General features: G+C 48.0%; 15 protein-coding genes and 3 tRNA genes. 3 read left to right on the top strand and 15 right to left on the bottom strand.

Going from position 1 to position 21,442, the window contains the following annotated elements; translation table 11 throughout:
• Nucleotides 1-90 precede the first annotated feature (90 nt).
• Nucleotides 91-732, bottom strand: a complete 642-nt coding sequence (gene pdxH, locus GJR95_RS08695; protein WP_162385505.1) for a pyridoxamine 5'-phosphate oxidase — start codon at nucleotides 730-732, stop codon at nucleotides 91-93.
• A gap of 95 nt (nucleotides 733-827) precedes the next feature.
• Here pdxH and GJR95_RS08690 point away from each other — a divergent pair, with 95 nt between their 5' ends.
• Both GJR95_RS08690 and GJR95_RS08685 read left to right on the top strand, forming a co-directional pair.
• On the top strand, nucleotides 828-3,206 hold the full coding sequence (locus GJR95_RS08690) for a DUF349 domain-containing protein (protein ID WP_162385504.1): 2,379 nt from the start codon (nucleotides 828-830) through the stop codon (nucleotides 3,204-3,206).
• Nucleotides 3,207-3,342: 136 nt separating this feature from the next.
• Nucleotides 3,343-3,426: transfer RNA gene (locus GJR95_RS08685), tRNA-Thr, on the top strand.
• 275 nt (nucleotides 3,427-3,701) lie between these two features.
• On the opposite strand, the gene GJR95_RS08680 is transcribed toward GJR95_RS08685, so the two are convergent.
• From GJR95_RS08680 to GJR95_RS08670, 3 genes are all read right to left on the bottom strand, one after another.
• Nucleotides 3,702-4,166: a response regulator gene (locus GJR95_RS08680; RefSeq protein WP_162385503.1), complete on the bottom strand. Its 465-nt coding sequence runs from the start codon at nucleotides 4,164-4,166 to the stop codon at nucleotides 3,702-3,704.
• Between the two features lie 410 nt (nucleotides 4,167-4,576).
• Nucleotides 4,577-4,651 (bottom strand) — tRNA-Gln (locus GJR95_RS08675).
• 57 nt (nucleotides 4,652-4,708) lie between these two features.
• Nucleotides 4,709-4,779, bottom strand: a tRNA-Cys gene (locus GJR95_RS08670).
• A 792-nt stretch (nucleotides 4,780-5,571) separates the two neighbouring features.
• On the opposite strand from GJR95_RS08670, the gene GJR95_RS08665 reads away from it, so the two are divergent.
• Entirely contained in the window at nucleotides 5,572-6,180 is a 609-nt protein-coding gene (locus GJR95_RS08665; protein ID WP_162385502.1) for an RNA polymerase sigma factor, read from the top strand.
• A 100-nt stretch (nucleotides 6,181-6,280) separates the two neighbouring features.
• On the opposite strand, the gene GJR95_RS08660 is transcribed toward GJR95_RS08665, so the two are convergent.
• From GJR95_RS08660 to GJR95_RS08610, 11 genes are all read right to left on the bottom strand, one after another.
• Nucleotides 6,281-7,372, bottom strand: a complete 1,092-nt coding sequence (locus tag GJR95_RS08660; protein ID WP_162385501.1) for an alpha/beta hydrolase family protein — start codon at nucleotides 7,370-7,372, stop codon at nucleotides 6,281-6,283.
• A gap of 35 nt (nucleotides 7,373-7,407) precedes the next feature.
• Entirely contained in the window at nucleotides 7,408-8,724 is a 1,317-nt protein-coding gene (locus GJR95_RS08655) for a TldD/PmbA family protein (protein ID WP_162385500.1), read from the bottom strand.
• Between the two features lie 112 nt (nucleotides 8,725-8,836).
• Nucleotides 8,837-10,480: a TldD/PmbA family protein gene (locus tag GJR95_RS08650; protein ID WP_162385499.1), complete on the bottom strand. Its 1,644-nt coding sequence runs from the start codon at nucleotides 10,478-10,480 to the stop codon at nucleotides 8,837-8,839.
• 33 nt (nucleotides 10,481-10,513) lie between these two features.
• Nucleotides 10,514-12,718: a penicillin acylase family protein gene (locus GJR95_RS08645; protein WP_162385498.1), complete on the bottom strand. Its 2,205-nt coding sequence runs from the start codon at nucleotides 12,716-12,718 to the stop codon at nucleotides 10,514-10,516.
• A gap of 218 nt (nucleotides 12,719-12,936) precedes the next feature.
• On the bottom strand, nucleotides 12,937-14,385 hold the full coding sequence (locus tag GJR95_RS08640) for a SusD/RagB family nutrient-binding outer membrane lipoprotein (protein ID WP_162385497.1): 1,449 nt from the start codon (nucleotides 14,383-14,385) through the stop codon (nucleotides 12,937-12,939).
• Nucleotides 14,386-14,404: 19 nt separating this feature from the next.
• Nucleotides 14,405-17,749, bottom strand: coding sequence for a SusC/RagA family TonB-linked outer membrane protein (locus tag GJR95_RS08635; protein ID WP_232541121.1), 3,345 nt, complete (start codon nucleotides 17,747-17,749; stop codon nucleotides 14,405-14,407).
• Nucleotides 17,750-17,989: 240 nt separating this feature from the next.
• A complete protein-coding gene (locus GJR95_RS08630) occupies nucleotides 17,990-18,283 on the bottom strand; it encodes a hypothetical protein (RefSeq protein ID WP_162385496.1) in 294 nt (97 codons plus the stop codon).
• A gap of 199 nt (nucleotides 18,284-18,482) precedes the next feature.
• Nucleotides 18,483-19,613: a hypothetical protein gene (locus tag GJR95_RS08625; RefSeq protein WP_162385495.1), complete on the bottom strand. Its 1,131-nt coding sequence runs from the start codon at nucleotides 19,611-19,613 to the stop codon at nucleotides 18,483-18,485.
• On the bottom strand, nucleotides 19,613-20,245 hold the full coding sequence (locus tag GJR95_RS08620; RefSeq protein ID WP_162385494.1) for an ABC transporter ATP-binding protein: 633 nt from the start codon (nucleotides 20,243-20,245) through the stop codon (nucleotides 19,613-19,615). Before GJR95_RS08620 ends, GJR95_RS08625 begins: the two co-directional genes overlap by 1 nt.
• A 426-nt stretch (nucleotides 20,246-20,671) precedes the next feature.
• Nucleotides 20,672-20,854 carry a hypothetical protein gene (locus tag GJR95_RS08615; protein WP_162385493.1) on the bottom strand — a complete coding sequence of 61 codons (183 nt, stop codon included), beginning with the start codon at nucleotides 20,852-20,854 and terminating at the stop codon, nucleotides 20,672-20,674.
• Between the two features lie 120 nt (nucleotides 20,855-20,974).
• Nucleotides 20,975-21,394: a response regulator gene (locus GJR95_RS08610; RefSeq protein ID WP_162385492.1), complete on the bottom strand. Its 420-nt coding sequence runs from the start codon at nucleotides 21,392-21,394 to the stop codon at nucleotides 20,975-20,977.
• Nucleotides 21,395-21,442 lie beyond the last annotated feature (48 nt).

Genomic DNA, 21,442 nt, shown 5'->3' with positions numbered 1-21,442 from the left:
CTGGCTTGTAAATGCGGCATGGTAGATGATCGGCATAAAAATAATCGGGTCGTCAATAACTGGTATCCAGTAGCCTACGCCCACCATTCTTTAGGGGGCTAGCCGCTCGATGAGCCAGTTTTCGGCTTCCTTCCGATAGCGAATTCGGTCGTGGAGTCGGCTGGGGCGCCCCTGCCAGAATTCAATCGCATCGGGAATGACCCGATAGCCGCCCCAATAGGATGGGCGCGGCACGGGCCCATCGGCAAACTGTGTTTCGAGCTCATGCTGGCGATTTTCCAGCACCTCGCGGCTCTCGATCACCAAACTCTGGTGTGATACCCACGCGCCGATCTGACTCCCGCGCGGACGACTGCTGAAATAGGCATCGGATTCGTCGGAACTCACCTTTACAACCTGACCTTCAATGCGAATCTGGCGTTCGAGTTCCTGATAAAAGAAGGTAAGCGTGGCAAACGGATGGTTGGCAAGTTCCTGACCTTTACGGCTTTCATAATTCGTAAAGAAGACGAAGCCATCCTCCGATACACCTTTGAGCAAAACTATCCGTCCATCGGGTCGGCCATCTGCTGTAACGGTGCTGACGTACATAGCGTTTGGCTCAGGAACCTTAGCCTCTAGTGCATCATTAAACCAGACTTGAAACTGAGCGATCGGGTCAGATAAAACATCAGTTGTATCCAAACCGTTTAGCGAATATTCTTTACGTAAGTCACTGATTGTTGATGGCATACACTTAGGGTGGTTTAACGGCTTTTCAATGGCTGGAATACAGGAAAATCCGCATATTGTCGTACTTTTGCAAAAGTAATCGGTACGTTCCCAACATGGCAAACCAAGAACAGGAAATTAACCAGCAGCCAGACACCAATAATCAGGCTACCGGCGAGCTGGCAGTTAATACTCCCGAAGATACCACGACGCAATCCACACCGGAAGTCGAGGGTACGGAAACTACGTCCGAATCGGCGGAAGTTTCAATGGCTGAAACACAGCCCGAACCCGCTGGTGCCGACGACACCAATTTAACATCTACCGACATCCCCGCTGTCAATACAGTTCCCGAGGTTGCTCCAGTTGAGGCTATCGACACGTCAGAAGTGCCTACCCCAGCTGATCCTGCCGACGTTACCGATACGTCGGCAGCCGAATCGCAGGATGAGCCAGAAGCCTCCGTCGAGAAGACGGATGAGCCAATCGCTGAAGCTGAGATAGAACCGGCCGTTGCTGAGGTTCCTGCTGAAGAGCCTGTAGCTGAACTAGCGCAGGAAGCGACTATAGACGATGCGGTTCCAGCATCCGAAGAAACAGCTGTAGAGTCGGATGTAGTGGCTTCGGAGCCTCCTGTCAGTGATGAAGTGACGGCTCAATATGCCGACATCACCGACGCAGAGGACGATGCATCGATTCATTCATCGGTAGATTACAGCCAATTCTCGAAACAGGATTTCGTCAATCTGCTGGAAACGCAACTGGCAACGATCAGTGTAGCGGCTGTTACCCCTGGCGACTTCAAGAAGGCCGATCAGGTGCTTAAAGAAGTTAAGCCGTTGTTCGACCAGATGAAACGGGCCGAACGCGAGGCTGCTTTGCAGGCATATGTTGCTGAAACGGGTGCTGATGAGGGTTTCGAATATAAATATGACGAGACCATTCAGCGGTTTGATGAGCTGTATAAGCTGATCAAGAGCCAGAAAAACACCTATTTCCAGAATTTAGATAAGGCAAAAGATACCAATTTTGCTGCGAAAACGGAGCTGCTGACCCGCTTGCGTGAACTGGTTGAAACCGACGAGAACAATGCCGGTGATCCTAAAGTAAGCTGGAACGAGTTCAAAAAAATTCAGGACGAGTGGAAAGCCGCCGGGAATATGAATTCCCCGCATAATGCTACTCTGTGGGCTACGTATCACGCGCTTGTTGATCGATACTACAGCAACCGGAATATCTATTTTGAGCTAAAAGAACTGGACCGTAAGCGCAACGCTACGCTAAAAGCGGAGGTGATCGAGAAAGTTGAGGCAATGGCAAAAGCTGCTGAGGAAACGTCGGTAACGCGGCAGACCATCGACGAAGCCAACGCCTTGTTCGAAGAATATAAGCACATCGGTCCGGCTCCTAAGGCTGAACAGGAAGTGCTATGGGGCCGGATGAAAGTTGCTCTTGATGTGCTGTACGACAAGCGTCGGGATCAGACCAATGAGCAACGGAAAGAATCCGCACAGCTATACGAAGAAAAATCGGCGATTTACGAAGAACTAATCCCTCTTACGTCGTTCAGCTCGAACAGCATTAACGACTGGAACGATAAGACGAAGGCCGTAATGGCTCTTCAGGATCGCTGGAATGCCATAAAAGGACCAATGCCCCGTGATGAGGGCAAAGAACTGAGCAAAAAGTTCTGGGCTGCGCTGAAAACGTTCTTCCACAACAAAGGGGAATTTTTCAAGCAGTTGGAAAGCAAGCGGGAAGAAAACCTGCGGGCTAAAACGGAGCTTTGCGAACAGGTAGAAGCAATCCTGGCTTCGGGTGAAGAGTCGCCCGAAATCACGCAGACGGTAATCGAACTGCAACGCCAGTGGAAAAACATCGGTCAGGTGCCTGAAAAGCAAAAGAACTCGATCTTTGATCGGTTCAAGGCTGCCTGTGATGCTTTCTTCAATAAAAAACGCTCGAAAAATCAGGAAACGGAACGCGAGTTTGAAGCAAATCTTGCGAAGAAAATAACGTTGATTGAGCGTATTGAAGCCGCTGCCAATGAAAATGCTGACCTCTCTGAACTAAACGAGTTCAAAAAAGAGTGGAATGCTATTGGATTCGTACCGAAGAAAGACATGCAGTCTACCCAGAAACGCTATATCAATGCAGTCAACGCACTGGTTGGGTCGACAGGTAAAATTCCGGCTAAAGACAAAGAGCGGGTTATGCTCCAGAACGAAGCTGAAGTGACGCGTTCTGGTGGTCGCGACCGGGGGGATTTCAATCGGGGTGGTGATCGCGATAGCGGAGGTAACAAGCGTGAGAACGATATTCGTCGGCGCATTACATCCATTGAAAACGACATTGCTACCTATCGGAACAATATTGAGTTTTTTGCCCGTTCGAAGAATGCTGACAAACTTCGGGCTGAAATCGACCGTAAAATTGCTGATGCTGAGAAGCAACTAGACGATTTACGCCATCAGTTACGAGTAGCGCAGGCGTAAGTGTCATTTAGTGTTCCAAGGTTTTTTTCATTGGAACACTAAATTTGAGACTGGAACTTGCAGTTTACATTCGAAAGCACTACTTTTGCATCACAATTCGGAGATAGGCCATCTGGCCGCTGAATTTAAGAGGATTGCCAGTGTCGGATAGCGGTCGATTCCGCCTGATTTGTAATCAGGATGCGCAAGCGCGTCGGGGGTTCGAATCCCTCCACTGGCTCAGTAAAAATCAACTGGTTAAGCCGCCTTCAGTCATGTTGGCGGCTTTTCGTTTGCATACATATTTGCCTAAAAATGAGCGGATCACATCTGATATAGGGGTGAATGGCAAACCATTTTGATCATTTGGCCCGCCTGCCTGATTTACTACTTTTACTTTTGATCAGGTAGCCAATGCCCAAATCAGTACTGTAGAATACAATTTTTTCTATACTGAAAACAGGGCGAACCCAATGAAACCAGAGCCGTTGACACAAGCCCAATATGCACCTTAAATTAACTTAAGGCGTTTTGGTCCCGCATTCGTAGCGTATCCCGGTAACACAGCTTAACGGCTTCTACAACCCGGTAAAAGCCGCTGGCCCCTGCAGGTTTTACCATGTATAAATGAATGCCATGTTCATAGGCTTGCTGCTTGAGCGGTTCGCTTATTGACGAAGTTAACAGGACCACAGGCATGTAAGCCAGATCTCTCGTGTCGCCTAAGGATTGCAGTGTTTCCAGACCTGTTAGCTTAGGCATATGCATATCCAGAAGAATGATGGTCACCAAAGCACTCTCCTTACGCATCTCCGTTGAAGGCAGGCTTCTTCGATGTGCCAGCCATTTTATTAGCTCCTCTCCAGTGGCCATTTCCTCAATCAGGATATGATCAATAGCCGTAGTTAAAGCTTCGCGAATCAGTTGGCGATCCTCGTCATCATCATCGACTAACAAAACCTGTAATGGAAGCATTTTCATGACTAGATTGTTGATCATTCAAATCAACTACCAGTACAATGAAATAGCGAAATTGTTCTATAATTCGCCCTATTTGCTTTAAAATGAGGCTACGGGCAGGAGGTAGTTTACTGATCTTTTTCTTGTTAAATAATCTATTGTATATTTCCTCTATTAAGTAACTATGTGAGAGTGTGATCCTGTTCTAACATACCTGCCAGCCTTACGAATGGTATACGGATAGAAAAAGCCTGGCCTATAAGTCTTCATGCCCGGCAACTTTAGTCGTGTAACGAAATTTACCGATTAGATACACGACCCTTTGTCGTATGGCGAATGATCCACATCAGGGATCGGAGTGTCTAACTCACAAAAGAAGCTTTAGATTACTGGTATACCAATTTTATTGGTAAGGGAGGAGTATTGCGTCTTGGTTGCCGGACCTGGAATCGAACCAAGGTCTGCTGAGTCAGAGTCAGCTGTACTAACCGCTGTACGATCCGGCAATATGAATGCTTACCTGTCAATGGCTAGCCAATCCAGTAACAAGATATTATTTGTAGAGGTTCGTCCCGGATTCGAACCGGGGATGGAGCTTTTGCAGAGCTCTGCCTTACCACTTGGCCAACGAACCATTGAATGAGCTTAGTATGGTTCGGACGGCAACCGCCAACCCTCTACTCAGCCTTAACTAACAGATTTGCCGTCTGCTCTAACTGTAGGGATAGCGAGCGTCGAAATCACCGCATCTTACTCCCCAAGCGAGACCATATTTCTGTATGCAAAAGCCCCCACCACGGATGGCAGGGGCTTTTATGTTGTTGATCTATCCGTTAGTCAATACATAGCCTGCCCTGCCATTGGCAGAGTAAACAACAGGACTGATATTGATTAGTTGAAATCATAGCACAAAGGTAACGCAATGGGTTTCATACTTACAAGAAGTTCAGTAAAAAAAGCGAACCGACAAAGTAAGTTCGCTTTCTGGTTTCGATCTAATCTCATTCATTAGAGACCTGAATTTGCACTTATTATCAATTCAAATAAGTGCAAATAGACAGACTGACCAAAGACACCGATTAGTTGGCCTTACTAATCGATACGTGCGAAATTAAGCCTGATCTGACCCAACAAACGGATTGATAGTTTCCCCTCCCTGTACTTTACTAATATACCAGTGATTTGAGAACCTGAGCAACCTGTTTATCCATTAAAACCTGTGTTTTATATTTTGAAATCTATATATTTTGCGAATAATATTTTTATATTTGATAGTAATGTAAAATTAAATTTTAAGTAAATGTGGTTTTTTAGGATAATCACAAGAGTTTACTCAGGTTGATTGTCCTACCATTTATCGTTCGCCTATCTAGTCAACCTAAATCGCAAGAACCGTTACCTCTAACAACTTAACTCACTTCATGGGATGACTTTTTCAAACGAAAGTATTTTGCTAAATCAGATTTCTGTTGGCGACGAAAAAGCATTTAATAAACTGTACGACTTTTATCGACCTGGTATTTATCGGTTCATCTACAAGTTCATAAAATCGAGTGAGCTTTCGAATGACATCTGCCAGGAGGTATTCATGAAAATCTGGGAAGAGCGATGGGCAATACAGGAAATCAATTCGTTTAAGTCGTACCTGTTTACGATTACCAAAAATCACACCTTTAATGTGCTTAAACGTGCGGCCGTAGAAGACCGCATCAAAGGGGAAGTTCTTCGGAGTTATTGCGTGTCGAAAAATGATACGGAAGAAAAACTGCAGGTAAAAGAATACCAGCAATTTCTACAGACCGTTCTGGATTCATTGCCTCCGCAAAGCCGTGCCGTATTTAAACTGTGCCGACAGCAGGACAAGAGTTATGATGAAGCAGCTCAGATTTTGGGCGTATCCAGTAGCGCGATCAAGAAACACATGGTCCGATCGATGAAGGTGATCAAATTCGCCGTAGAGAAAGACATGGGCATTGCCTTCAGCGTATTTATGGAACTAGTAGTACAATCCGGCGATCTGTTACTGGTCGTGTAATAGGGCCGAAAATAGCGTAAAACAGGGAATCGTACGGTTGTGATGGCTACAAACCAGTAAAGCCATCACAACCGTACGATTCCCTGTTTTATTGAGTTGATCACTTCCCTTGCTTCGGGAAGTAGCTGGCTTCGATAAGTTCTTTTACGTCTTTAAATTTCTTGTTGGGCTTCAGGTATTGCGCCAGGAAATCATAGATTTTCATCCGGCTTTCTTTAGCTCCGTACGAATCGATCCGGTTAAATGTGTGGCCGCCCGGCGCTTCTTTATAGATCTCATAGTCAAACTTTTTCCCTTCGGCTTTGAGCGATTTGATCAAATGTTCGACTTCCAGCACGTTTACATCCTCATCATTCGTGTTGGTATGAATGAGCAGCGGTGTCTGGAGTTTCTGGGCATTCCAGGCCGGAGAACGTTTTCTGTATTCTTCGACGTTCTGATCGGCCGACTTGCCAAGGTGGTAATCCGCCGAATACGCATCGCGATAGCTCTGGCCTTTATAGCCCATTCTGGCGATGAGATCGCTTACGGGTACACCCGCATAGCCCACTGCATAATCGGAAGGGTAATTGAATAGATTGAGCAGCGTGATCATACCGCCGTGGCTCCAGCCCAATATGCCAACCCGTTTCTTGTCGATGAAATCGTAGTTTTGCAGCATGTAATCCCGACAGCTTTTGGTGTCTTCTACTTCCAGTCCGCCGTAATCGATGAGCTGATAGAATCCCTGGCCGTATCCAGTACTACCCCGGTAATCGGGCGCAATAACTACATATTCCTGAGCGGTAAGTTCTTTGATGATGTGTGCATAGGCCGTATTGAAGTTGCTATGTACTCCGCCGTGCGGTAGCACCAGTAACGGATATTTTTTCGACGGGTCAATCCTGGAAGGAATGAACACATAGGCCGAAAAACGAACCGGATTTTTCGCTCCCTGGCCAGTCGGGTTTTTGATGACGGCTGGTGGTGGACCAGTAATAATGACTTTGTCGACCAGAACGGCGTCGCCCAGACGTTGGCTCCAGGTAAGATCGTCGATCGTTTTATCGAGGGCATCGAATTGATGCTGCATACCGGCGATTTGCCGTTGCAACGCGGTAATCTGAGACGCTTCCGGGTTTTGAGCCCTCGTCTGGCCATAAAGCATCGTTCCTGCAAACAACGACAGGACTAGTCCGGTAATTTTTTTCATTGGTAATAAAAAGAGAAGGATTGATAAAGAGTGAGTTAAACCGCGTCGGAAAGGCTGCTGAACGTAAAGTCACGAATTCGCATGGGGGGAACCATATTGCCCCGCGTACGTTCCGGAATGCCGAGGGCTTCCAGGTTGTTGAGCATGATAACCGGACTTTCGTTGAATCGGAAGTTTTTAACGGGATGTTTGATCTGGCCTTTGTCGATGTAAAAGGTCCCATCGCGGGTCAGGCCGGTATACAGCAACGTTTGCGGGTCCAGCCAGCGGGTGTACCAGAATCGGGTGACCAGAATGCCTTTTTCCGTCCCTTTAATCAATTCGGCTAAGGATTGTGTACCGCCTGTCATGACAAATCCCGACGGCTCTGGTAGTGGTTTTGCCCCTTTTTGCTTCGCCCAGAAGGCTGAATACGACAGATTTTTTACGACTCCTTTATCAAACCACGTTACTCTTTCGTGGGGGTAACCTTCGGCCGAAAATGGAGAGCTTGGTATCTGCACATCTGTAGGGTCGGAATAAATGGTTACCCGCTCATCGAGCAGCTTTTCGCCGAGCCGGGTTCCACCCCCTTTTTTACTCAGAAAGCTCCGGCCTTCGTCGGCGGTGCGGGCATCCATCGCACGGATCATAAATTGGACCAACTCACCGGCAGCCAACGGTTCCAGAATGACCGTATATTTTCCTGGCTCCAGCGCTGCAGCCTTTTGCGATGCTTTTGCTTTTTGAATAGCAATATCAGTCAACGAGCCTGTATTCAGTTTAGTAGCATCGTTGTAGTCACCGGCCGCATAGCCAGATCCGGTGCCATCGGGCGTTCGGATGGTCAGGGAAAAATTGACACTGGTATTTTTATGATAGCCGAATAACCCTTTGCTATTCCCAATGGCATTAAAACTGGACGAATCTTCCAGAAATCCGGCACCACTCAACTGGCTGGCCATGATGGATTTGATACTGGCACCGGCCAGCTTGGCGCGATCCGGTGCTTTCATGTTGGCCGTCGTCTCCACAAAAGCCTGGGGTTTTGCGTAGGTTTGCGGCCCCGGCATGGGCATGTATTCCGGGTTTTCGGGTGCCAGCCGGGCCATTTCCTCGGCCCGGCGGACCGCTTTTTCCAGCGAGGCATCGTCAAACTCATTGATGTCAGACGTACCGATTCGTTTGCCTAACACCACCGTTACGGACAACGAGAGGTTATTGGTTGCGCCAGCGGTGGACACCGAGTTACGAGCAAAGCGAATATTGCCCGATCGTCCTCCGGTTAATTCAACTTTCATTTCGTCGGCTTTGGAATAACTCAAAACCTTGTCAATGATTTTCTTGGCTTCTTCCTGCGATAAAATAGCCATGTGCTAGTTTTCAGTTTGTGGGTTTATGCGTTTTCTGCGAGGGCGTTTACAATACTTGTGGGAAACCATTTTGTATGCTGAAAATAGGCTCGTTGAAAACCGTGAACAAGTTTTAAATCTTCCGTCCGGTATTGATTACGTTCACGCCATTAAATCGTGTAGTGGGGCAGCCGTGTGAGACGGCACTGACCTGACCCGGCTGTCCTTTACCATCGAAGAAGGTGCCGAATAACCGATAATCGTCTTTGTCGCAGATGCGGGCGCAGGAGTTCCAGAATTCCTGCGTGTTCGACTGGTAAGCTACGTCATCGAGCATACCGACAATGGCGCCATCCTTGATTTCATAGAAAAGCTGACCGCTGAACTGGAAATTGTAGCGTTGCTGATCGATGGACGAAGACCCCCGACCCAGAATGTAAATACCTTTCTCGGTATCCTTGATCATGTCGTGGATGCTGTATTTATCCGGGTGTGGCTGGAGCGAAACATTCGGCATCCGCTGAAACTGCACGCTATCCCAACTTTCGGCAAAGCTGCACCCCTGCGATTCTTTTTCGCCCAACAGATGAACCTGATCGCGCGTAGCCTGGAAATTGACCAGAACGCCATTTTTGACCAGATCCCACTGTTTGCAGGGAACACCTTCATCGTCGTAGCCAACCAGCCCCATCGTATTCGGCTGAATTTTATCCGCTTTCAGGTTGACAATCTTGCTTCCATACTGGAAACTTTTCGATTGTAGCTTTTCCATTGTGGCAAAGCTTGTACCGGCCAGATTGGCTTCGTAGCCGAGTACGCGGTCGAGCTCCAGTGGATGCCCGACCGATTCGTGAATGGTCAAACCCAGGTTAGATGGGTCCAGAATCATGTCGTATTTCCCGGCGGGTACCGATTTGGCCGTAAGCTTTTCTTTTGCCTGTAAGGCCGCTGCGGTGGCGTCTTCGATCATGTTATATGCATACCGGTAGACCGTTGGGCCATTTGGGACGATAATTTTTTCGGCAGGATTGTCCGATAGGTATTCGTAACCCATGCCGATGGGCGCACTCAGCGCGTCGCGGGATTTGAAGCGGCCAGTTTGCTTGTTGATGGCCGAAACCGTAAACGTAGGCCACATCCGGTGTACGTCCTGATCGATATACGAGCCATCGGTAGATGCAAAATATTTCTGCTCATTGACAAAGAAGAGGTTGGAGTTAACGAACGACGCACCATTTTTCAGCGCGGCTCCGTTCACTTCCATCAATAGGTCGATCTTCTCTTTGACCGGGATTTCAAAGGCATTTTTCTTGATGGGTGTCTTCCAGACTTGTTCGCCAACACCTTTCTGCGGAGCCAGTACAACCGGCTCCAGTTGAATCTCGGCATTGGCATTTGCCATCTCAACCGCTTCTTCGGCGCACCGGGCAATGCTTTCGGGTTTCATCTCGTTTGTTGACGCAAATCCCCAGGTGCCGTTGGCAATCACTCTGATTCCGATGCCATACGACTCGGAATTGACAATGTTTTGAACCTTGTTTTCACGGGTAAACAGATACTGGCGGAGATACCGGCCAATGCGTACATCGGCATACGTAGCGCCTTTGCTTTTGGCCGCATTGAGCGCCACGTCGGCCATGCGCTTCTTGACGGCTGCGTCTGGCCCCGAATTCAGTAGCTCTTCGGCCGATATTCGGTGACCAGCCACCAGCCCGGCAGGCAGTAGCGTAGCGCCCATACCTAAACCGGATAATTTCACAAAATTACGTCTTTTCATAGCGAACAAGGGACTGGTAAGGTTGAGGTTTGGTTACTGTATATCGCCGGGATGGTAGATTTTTTCAGCGTGTTTGTACACGTCTTCTTTATAGAAATAAATCTCCTTGTAGGTACCATCGATGTAGCCTTTCACCTGATCGAGGTAGTGGGGAGACGCCGGATCAGAACTGGCTCCACCGGTCAGAATGGTTTTGGCCCGGAGCTTATCGCCAAACTCTACCGCAGCCACAAAAGTGTTGCCGGTAATGCCGTAGCGTTTATGCGTTTTGGGTGATTTTTTACTGACATAGGCGTTCAGTGAACCCATAAAGCCGGGAGTCGCGGGAACGCCCCAACTGAGTTTGTCATCACTCGGCTCTTTGTCCGTCGTTCGTTGAAAACGATTGTCCATTCCCCAGCCAACCTGCCAGGTGCCAAATTCCTTTTCAAGTTCAGCGACGGACTGAGCCAGCGCCGTGAGCTGCTCCAGGGGCGAAAGAAATTCGGTCGTGACCGCAGCTCCGTTAGTAAGTGAGTATTGTTCTTCCGTGGTGGCGGGTTTCGCCAATCGGGCCATGTCCAGTTGAATGATTTTTTCCAGCCAGTGTACGGTCAGCGTGGTCGCTACCGAATTCGTATCGGTTTTAAAGTCCCATTTTTTCAGTGTTTCGATGGGTTGGGCCAATTTCGCTTTCAGCGAGTCGTTCGCGGTTGAATTGTAAGATGCGATCAGACCCGGAATAAACCGTTCGCCACTCGGCAGATAGCCATCGTACGAGGCTTTAATGACATCGTCCATTGTCGCGTTTTTCAACGGCGTCAGTACCCGAACCGCGTGAACCGCGCGCGGAGTATGCCCATCGGGCAGCATGTAGGTGGGCAATTTCAGCATCACCGTATCCAACACGCCTGTGGCATACAAAGGCGTAGAGTTACAGTTCTGTATCCAGCCGTTAGCAGGGTTGATGTACTGCGGAATTTCTTTTAAATCGTGTGTGCCCTGCCATTCGGTGGCCGATGTCGTACCATCAACCGGACGTCGCCAGTCGAGAAGTGGGTTTTTCTTCGGAACGAAGTTGCCATGCCAGTAAGCAATGTTGCCATCTTTATCGGCATACACGATATTACTGCCCACCATGGCCCGTGCGTTGATGGCACTGCTAAACTCCTTTATGTTCCGGGCCTTCATTTTCAGCCAGTGCATGCCCAGTAGCTCGATATTGGGTTCGTAGGTTTTCAGCGCAATCCAGCGGGTAGCCGTCGCATAGACAACCGGGCCGTGGTGTGTGCGATACGTTACGAATTTTTTGGTTGCCCAGGTATCGCCTTTTTTATAGCGAAGCTCATGCGTCGTGCTATCGACCGGTTTCCAGGTACCATTGTAGCGATACAGTAGCTTCCCTTTTTTCCATTCGACGTTTTCGGCGTATAAGTCTTTCGCGTCAGAAAGGGAAACGGGGTGCATCCAGCCGCAGAATTCGTTGAAACCCTGAAAAATATTGAATTGGCCCAGAAAAGGAGCACCGTATGAATTCAATCCCTCGTCGCTAACCAGATGAATTTCGATCCGCCCGTAGTATTCGGCATGGGGGTTAATGAAAAGCATCGCTTTTTTACTCTGAGTGCGGGAAGGGGCTAAGGCAAAACCATTGGACCCATCATTTTTAGGCGGTTCTGCCGTGAAACTCCGACTACCCGTACTGAGCTGGGCGGCTTCTTTCAGATAAAATGCTTTAAAATCGGTTTCGCTGACGTTGCTCCCTCCCATAGCGGGTACGTTGTTCATCAGAATCATCCAGGGTTCTACGCGGGTAAGCAGTTTGGGCTTGACGGCCGGATGTGTAATCAGGTAGTAGTTGATACCGCCAGCGTAGGCATCACAGAGCTTTTTGAGCCAGTCGGGCGTTTTCTGATACAACTGAACGGCCTGGGCCGAATCAATGAACATGCGTGTCCAGAGGTCTTTGTAAATAGATCCTTCTCCTTCGGTTTCCGACAGCCGACCCAGTCGCGTAATCAATGAGTTTTCTACCTTATCGAAAAACTCATCGCATTGGATGTACATCTCCCCGAATACCGCATCGGCATCCGTTTTGGCATAGACGTGCGGAACGCCGTAGGTATCTTTAACGATTTCAATGCCTTTTGCCTGCTTTTGCAGCGACTTGACTTCCTGGGTAGAAAAGGGTGACTGCGCAACGGCTGAGCTGACCCATAGGGCAAAGAAGATAAACAGAGAATAGACTTTATTATGCATTTCTTTCCGGTATTAATTTCAGCAGATCCAAGCAGGAATATAGCTAAAACGGTGGCTTGACAACAATTTGCCGATGTCTCCCCGGCGTTCTCATAAACTGAGAGATGACAACTCTGGCACCGATTAAACGAAGCTCTCTTTCTGACAGGCTACCGGCTGAGCAGGATTCAAAAGTCCTGCTCAGCCGGTAGCCTGTCAGCGTATTCAGTACATCACATCTACTTATAGATGGATACCGCATCAAACAAACTTGGTGCTGAACGGGGACTGTTGGGGTTCGAATTCAGTTCATTCTGGGAGTAAATGAATCGCCCCGGCAGCTGACTGCCATTATTGGGTTTAAGCTTAACGCCTAATCCCTCGGCGCGGGCGCGACGCTCATCGTCCCAACCAATGTGCTGACCGTAGAAGGTGACATACCGCTCTTCCAGAATTTCCCGCAGCAGTGCCTTATCGGCCGCGAGGCCATCTTTGTTTTCGATACCACCAGCCGCAAAATCAGCGGCAACGTAGGGGTCATATTTGTAGGTGCCTGCCACTTTATAGGTCGCGTGCAGGTATCCACCACTATTTAGGAAGCTCCGATACGCATTCAGGTGGGCGAGCGCCACGTCAACTCCCTTTCCCGAACGAAGGGCCATTTCGGCCAGGGTCAGAATATTCTCCTGATAAGTAACGAGCGGAAAACTGGCGTCGCGCGCAAAAAAACCACGATTGGCGGTAGTGGTCAGCGTATTCGGTTCGATTATACCCGGTGCATTGACCCCATTTTCAAGGTAGTAAAATTTGAAGCGGGCCGTTTCGTTCGTTTTGGCATTCCCGCGATACGTAGCCGCTTTGGCTGGGTTCAGCAGTTCCGCATTATAAGCACCTTCGGCGGTTATACTTCCCGCCCGAATGTTGGTCAGGAAACTGTAATTCTGATTTTCATTCACACTTGCCGTTGTGCCATGCGTGGCATACATAGAGTTTGCATACGTACTGACGCCCGCCGTAGCCGCCGTATAGGCCTCATTGTACTGTTTTAAATCGAGGTAAAGACGTGCTTTCAGCGTATTGGCTACCTGCTTCCATTTCGTGATATCGCCACTAAAGAAGATGTCTTTGGTACCGACGGTTCCAATTCCCGATTCCAGATCCGCAATGCCATCATTGAGTTGCGCAATGAGCTTCGGAATCATCTCCGCCTGCGTTTCGAAATGGGGATTCTTGTAGGTAATCGTATTTGCCGTTTCGGTAAATGGCGCATCACCCCAAAGTTCAGTGACTGTACCCGCGCTGTGCGCCTGAATGATTTTGGTGATCCCAGCCATGACGCGGTTGCCCAACTGATTCGCTTTGTCGAGGGTTCGTACCGCATTTTTATTGACGCCGGTATAGAAAAGATTCCAGTCGTCGTCAAAATTAGCGGCAGTGATCTGGTACTGCCCCCAGGTGCCGAACTGCTGGAAACTCCCGAATCCGTAGCCTGTCCAGACAATGGTGAGTCGGCTGGCCATGCCTTCCTGAGCCGCAATGTGCGCTATCTCAGTACCCGTAAATATATAGTCGGCTGACGCGTCGGTTGGATTGTTTGGGTCCTGGTTCATGTCGGACACCAGCGACTCGCAGGAAGACGAAGCCAGACCGATTAGTACAGCAAAAATGGCTTTATAGCGTAGTTTCATTGGATTGCTGTTGGTTAAATTAGTAGTTGATTCGCAGGCTGAAGACCAAGGATTTTGTACTGGGATTGTTGAAGTAATCCACCCCACGAGCATTCCCAACTCCCGATACGTTGGTTTCGGGGTCGATACCCACCACTTTAGTCCAGAGGACAGGGTTCCGGGCAGTAAGGGAAAAATTGACGGATTCCAGCTTCGTTTTCTTGCGGAAACCCGGTGTGCTTAACTGATACCCAAGAGTGATTTCACGGATTCGTGTCCAGCTGCCATCCCGAACGAACTGTTCGGTTAACTGACCAGAGTGGCCTCCCAGTGAGGTATAAAACGACTGGTCGAGCAGAACAGGTCCTCCGCCGTAATTGGCAACGTTACCACGCAGGGTCGTTCCGGCCTTGAACAGGGTTCCGGCGTAGTTGTACATATCCTGGGCCAGCGTCACTTCATTGCCTACATCAGCATAGGTGCCAAAATTGACCAGCACCCCACGTGTTCCCTCGTAAAAATCGCCACCCTGGAAGGTTTCAAACAGGACATTCAGCGACAGTTTTTTGTAGGAGAGATTCGTGCCGAATCCACCCCGCCAATCGGGGTTCGGATCGCCCACAATGCCCAGCGTTGTGCCTAACTTTGGAAAACCAGTTTCTGTCAGATCCATCGTACCATTGGCTTTCCGCTGGTATACCCCACCATAAAAAGCCGAAAGCGCGTCGCCTACGTGCGCAACAGTACTCAGGGCTCCACCCGTAAATGTGATAATGTCGGTACCTCCCAAATCAGTCACCCGGTTGCGGTTACGACTCCAGTTTGCAAAAACATTCCACTGGAAATCCTCTTTCTGCAACACATTCAGGTTGAAGTCAACTTCCATACCCTTATTTTCCATACTACCAGCGTTGGTGTATTTCTGGCTGTATCCAGTTGAACCGGCTGACGATACCTGAAGCAGCAAATCCCGAATGTGGTTTTGGTAATAGGTATAGCCAATGGAGAGCTTGTTTTTGAATAGCCGGAAATCAGCGCCGATTTCCCACTCGGTTTTGCGTTCAGGAAACAGGTTCGGATCGCCCTGGGTAGCGCTTTCTACGTAAGCGCCACCATATCCAGAACCGGTCAGCGTAGTTGCCCAACTGGTGAAGGAAGCGGTTATGTAAGGAGTCGTATTTCGATACGGTTCAGGCTGGATACCTACAATACCGTACGATGCCCGCAGTTTACCAAAGGAAAGCGGACTGCCCCGAAAAATTGGTAACTGGCTGAACTGCCAGGCCACGTCGGTCGATGGATAATAGAACGTCGATTTAGATGCACTTCCGAATGTAGATCCTGACTCGCTGGCAAGAGACCCGTTGACGTACAGCTGGTTAAATAATCCCAGATTCAGGGTAGAATACAGTCGGGCCGTCCGACGGTGCGATTCCGTATTGTAGGGATAGTTGTTGGCTGCGGTGGAATTGGCAAAATTGGCGGGTGCTTCTTCGAGAATAAAGTTGTTCATCAAGCCCCCTAAACTGTTGTACTTACGATCATTGACGTTGAATCCAACGATCAGCGTGCTTGTCAGATTTTCGCCAAAATCTTTGCTGGCCCGGCCAATCACATCCAGATTCAGCTCAGTTTCCTTGATGATTTGCTGCTCATACTGACCCGCTCCCGAGTTGACTACCGAAGACACCGGGTTGGTGGTTACCCGGCGGTCATTATACGTATCCAGACCACCCCGAGCTGTAATGCTGAACCAATCTTTCGGTGTAATCACCAATTCCGAATTCATGATCAACCGATCGACTTCAGACAAGTTAGTCAACTCATTGATGGTCCAGAGCGGATCGTTATAGCTTGGATTCGCTGAAGCGCCCAGATAGTTCCGATACGACCGCTGGCGATTCCGAATGGCGGCTGCGGTAGGCGATGCGAAATAGCTTCCTTTCCAGTAGCGACTGTCGAAATCGGGAGCCGACCGTAGCATGCCGATGTAGAGACCACTGGTGTTATCGCCCTTCTGAATCCGGTTAGATGTGGTGCGGATAAAGTTGGCATTCGTTGACGCCCGGACGATGTTGTTGAACTGGCGGGTGGAATTGAACCGAACCGAATTTCGCTTGTAATCGCTTTGCCCCGCAAAAATTCCTTTCTGATTCAGATTACCCAGACTTAGGTAAAAGTTGCCCTTATCATTTCCGCCACTCAGGCTGATATTGTTGTCATAATAAGTACCAGTCCGAAAAATAGCATCCCGACGCGCATCGTTATATGTCTCTTTTGAGTTTTTCGTAATGATCGGGTAAAACGTTTTTCCCTGATACGACTCAAAACGGGCTCCGTTCATGTTCAGGACGTCTTCACCACCCGTACGATTGGCGATTTTGTCGCCCCAGGAGTATTGGGTGGTCGCATTATAAACTCCGCCTGAACCCTGACCGTAAGCTTCCTGCAACGGATGCACTACGTTGACTTTGTCGAAGGAAACCGTGGAGCTAAAATTGACATTCAGTTTATTGTCTGTAGCTCCCCGTTTTGTCGTAATGACAATAACGCCATTGGCCGCGCGGGAGCCCCACAAGCCAGCTGCCGAAGCACCTTTTAGCACCTGCATGGTGGCAATATCTTCCGGATTGATGTCATTCAGGCGCGACTGTTGCGCTACACCCGAGCGTGAATCACCACTGGTACTGTTGCTGATCGGTATGCCATCAATAATAATCAGCGGTTGGTTCGACCCCGTAATCGTATTCTGGCCCCGGATCTGGATATACGAACCGGCACCTGGGTCGCCCGTCGAACGGGAAATCAACACCCCCGCAGCTTTACCCGCCAACCCGTTGATGACCCCCGTTTCGCCGGAACGTTTGATGTCTTCGGCTTTGACGGTCGACAGGGTAGAACCCAGCCGATCTTTTTCTTCTTTAAACCCTAAAGCGGTAACGACTACTTCGTTAAGCACTTTAGAATCTACGGCCAGTGTTACGTTGATGGTCGTTTGATTGCCGACCGGGATTTCCTGAGGGATGTAGCCCAGAAACGAAAAAATCAGCGTGCTTTCCTGAGAAGGAACGTTGATCGTATAATTTCCATCGGCATCTGTGGTGGTTCCGGTTGTCGTACCTTTCACCGAAATATTGACGCCTGGCAACGAAATCCGATCCTCCTGCGCAATTACTTTTCCTTTGATCGTAATGGCTGCCCGTGGTCTGGTGGTTTCTGAGGATTGTGTTCGTCGGGGTGTTTTATCGGATTCAGTTCGCGGGCCGATATACCGGTGGCCGTCTTTGTCAGCGAATCGGTTCCGTGCCTCGGCTGTCGTTATCATCGACGCCAGGACCGCCAGACAACCTAAGATTCGCACTCTCCTGTGTAGCGATAATCTCATTGCTCTTAATCAGTTAGTTAGTGGTTGTATTGAGGGGAAATCGTTCCAATGCTCTTTGGGCGAAAGAGCACGGATTAGGGTAATTAAATCAATGTAATGTGCCTATCAGTCAGCCCTTTATCGGTCTGTTAACTGATCAGATTTTGTATCCTGTTATCGAAAACACAAGTCCCGATAGCGGAGCAGTCACGTCCGTTGCACGGGTTTATCAACGGCAAAATGCCCGGTGGTCCGTACCGGCTAAGTCAGTTCCACAGGGCATTCAATGACGCTGAATCCGGAAAAGCTACAAAAGACCAGAGATACCGTAGCTGCTAGTTCCAGCCAGTGCTGCCAGATTTTTGAGACGCTCGAGATCGATGATTCTGAGATTGGTTTCTCAAAAGACTCATCTTCCCGGTCCATGTAGGATTTGATGATCTCATCCAGTTTCCCTTGCTTAAGTAAATCCATAAATACCTCCAGCTCATTCTCCGTTGCCCGATTGGTGAGGTACCGTTCAACCAGGTTTTCCATGAATTGGCTTTCTTCCATAGGACTTTCGATTAGTATCCATAGGACAATCGTGCCGATAGCAAGGGTACCCCCAGAGGCAATTTTTTTTTTACGCTTGAGTGTTGGAAACAGGTACGTCTCGATCAGGCCACTTTCTAAACCGGGCGGGCGAAGAGGTTTGCAGCGTGTGAGATTTCTACTTTCGCGCTGCTGCTTGTAAGGTATGGGAACTGACCTATTAGCTATCCAGCGACTTGAAACGATGGAAATAGAGCAGGAAGAACGAACAAATCAGATTCGACACGATCAACACCCATAAGCCGCCAAACAGTATGGCTAGTGATAAGACAAGGAATAAACAAAAGATGAGCCGTAGATAGTTACTCATCCCTGGGGCTAATCGGTAAAGGAGGGTTCGAAATAATAAGGCAGTGCTTAACCCTAACAGTAAGATCGTCGTGCTGGTAATGGGATCGTAGACAAGAAAAACCCAAACGAATTCAGGTACTAGTAACAGGAGAAAGAATTGTATGAACTGACAATATAAACGACTGGGGCTATAGGGAAAGTTACGGGCAAAGCGTAGATAGGTGAGATCAAACTCATTCGCCTGATAAATCAATACCATATGCGTCAGAATTACACTTATAATAAGTAGTTCTGGAATACGGATGTCGGACTGTAAATCCAGAAACAATACATAGATAAGGCTGATAATCAGGCCTGAAATAAACTTGGTAACGCCGAACGTAAGTTTCCGGCTATCTATGATCTCATAAAGAAACAGGCTAAAAAAGGGCTTCGGCCAATGTCTTATAAATTGGGGTACGGTCGTTTTTTGATCCTCGTTGGCCAGGTTATTAACTAAATGGGTGAAGTAGAGCGCATTACTGAAAATGAGCGCCACTAAATAAAAGGGAATAAGAAACGAAATAAGATAGTGATCGAAAGCCACTCCGATCGTAACTGCAAACAAGCCCAACGTAATGATTGGGATTGATATAATAAGCTGGACGATAAACCAGGTTTGTAGTTGCTTACTACGGGCTAAGGCATTGCTGCTGTAAAATAAAAACTGGTAGGGGGCAAGTTTTAATTGACTGGCAACATACTTACTGCTTTTAAGCGTATAGAGCAGCCAGATGACGAAAAGAAGCAGCATACCAACTGGGTCGCTAACCGAAGTAAGTACTAGCTTTAGTGCATTTAGTATAATCTGGTCTTTGGTGAGATGGGTTTGATTTAGAACACTTGTGTAAAAGAAATTAATAAAAAAAAACAGGAACAGGGTAAGTATAAGTCCGGTATGGACTCTGTAGAAGCCTACCACCACCATTTTCAGTAATACTCTGGTTAATGGGTAACGCATCAGGCGTATTTGATTGTTTGTTGCTCCACGAGCATTTCTTTGAGAACAGGTAACTGCTCACTTTCCAGCGTTTGGTGAGACGATAGAAGGAAACTGACCCCTTGTTGACGATTTATTTCGCCAATCCAGGAATAAAGCGTCGATAAAGCATCTGTATCCAGGGTAATTAGTGGTTCATCCAATAAAATGAGGGTAGGATTGCCCATAAAGGACATGACCAGGGAAAGTTTCTTGAGCATACCACTCGAATAGGTTCGTAGCGGATCATTGACAAACAGCTCAATATTCATGCGTTCTATATACTCCTTTTGCTGTTTTTTTGATCCTCCTTTGGCTGAGCTAAACAGCTGTATGAGTTCCAGTCCCGTTAAAAAGTCGGGGAAAATGGGTTCGGCCTCCGCGAAATTCACTCGCTTTCGGTAAGCTACAGCCTGCTTTTTAAGGCTGATCTGAGGATGAAGTAGTACATCGCCCTCGAAAGCGATAGCCCCGGCCAGTGCTTTTAAGAATGTACTTTTTCCCGACCCGTTTTCACCTTTAACCCAATAAATCCCGGCAGCTATCTCCAGCTGATCGATGTGCAGGACAGTAGTTGCATTATAGGATTTTTTAAAACCGTTGATTGTCAGCATTGATTGAGTAGAATTGGCTCGCCGGGAAATCATCGTAACAAACTTCTCTTAGTTAAGCAAATACGAGCGTAGGGCTACCAGGCCATTGACCGTGGTAACCACAAATTGCTACAAATTTTGAGTGATGATAGCTTAAATAGGACTATCGCTCAGGGACGTGCCACGGTTATTATAGACGCCACCAACACCCGTGGCACGGCCCTGAGCGATAGTCCTATTGAGCAAATGTCAAGCCTGGTTGTCCTCTTCGTTTATATAATTACATAAACGGCTCCAAAGTTGGTTAAGAGGATAGGCTAGCAGAGAGGAGTTCTAGGGGAGAAAAAGGAGCTTTTGGCTAATGCCTGATTTAACCTGGCTTTTTTTAATCAATAAACCCAGACCATTTCTGACCTGGGATTATTGATGATAATTTTTAGCAGCTGATTAGCACTGAGGTTTTTTAGCACAAGTCTGCGCCCAATAGCCAATAATTGCTCCAAGTATCATACCAATACCTGCGCCCAGAATGCCCGCGCAGCTACCAAGCATTCCGGCCCCAAAGCCAGTTGCCAGTATGATAGTCAAATCAATTTCTGCTTTTTGAACTTCTTTCTTGTCAGCGCTCATATCTGCTATTTGGGGATATACCACATATAACGCAAATCTCGGTTAGAAATGGCTGGACTTTGTATTTTATTGTGTTTATGGTATGTATAGGACCAGATTCAATGCGTTCAGGAGCCAATTCTATACGTTCCAATAGCTACGCAGGCCGCGTAGACAGGCTATCCAATCATCCATACTCGTGGGCTTAACCAGATAGGTGTCGGCCCCTAAATGGTAAACATCGACAATATCATCAGGATCGCTGAATTTACTCATAATCGCAACCGGGATTTGCCAGTAGGGCGAATCGATTTGCTTGAGCTGATCTAGCAAATTGATTCCATCACTCCTCTGTGGTAGGTATAAGTCTTGTAAAATCAGCTGGGGTAAGTATTCTTCGTCGCCAATACAGTATAAATAACGCAAGGTGACCTGGGCTGTAGAAGCGTGAACAACCTCTATCTCCGGTAAGGCCAGCGATAAAGCGTCTTTCAGTAGCAACCACAACTCCAGATTGTCTTCGACAACCAGTAAGCCTCCGTTCGTTGGATTAAAGCTCATGGCCCAATGAATTTAACAAATCTGTTCGTCTCGATACAACAGCAATGA

The organism is Spirosoma endbachense (assembly GCF_010233585.1).
In the GTDB taxonomy this organism is placed as follows: Bacteria; Bacteroidota; Bacteroidia; order Cytophagales; family Spirosomataceae; genus Spirosoma; species Spirosoma endbachense.
The sequence above is the reverse complement of the archived record's forward strand: the minus strand, read 5'-3'. Positions and strand labels throughout refer to the sequence as shown.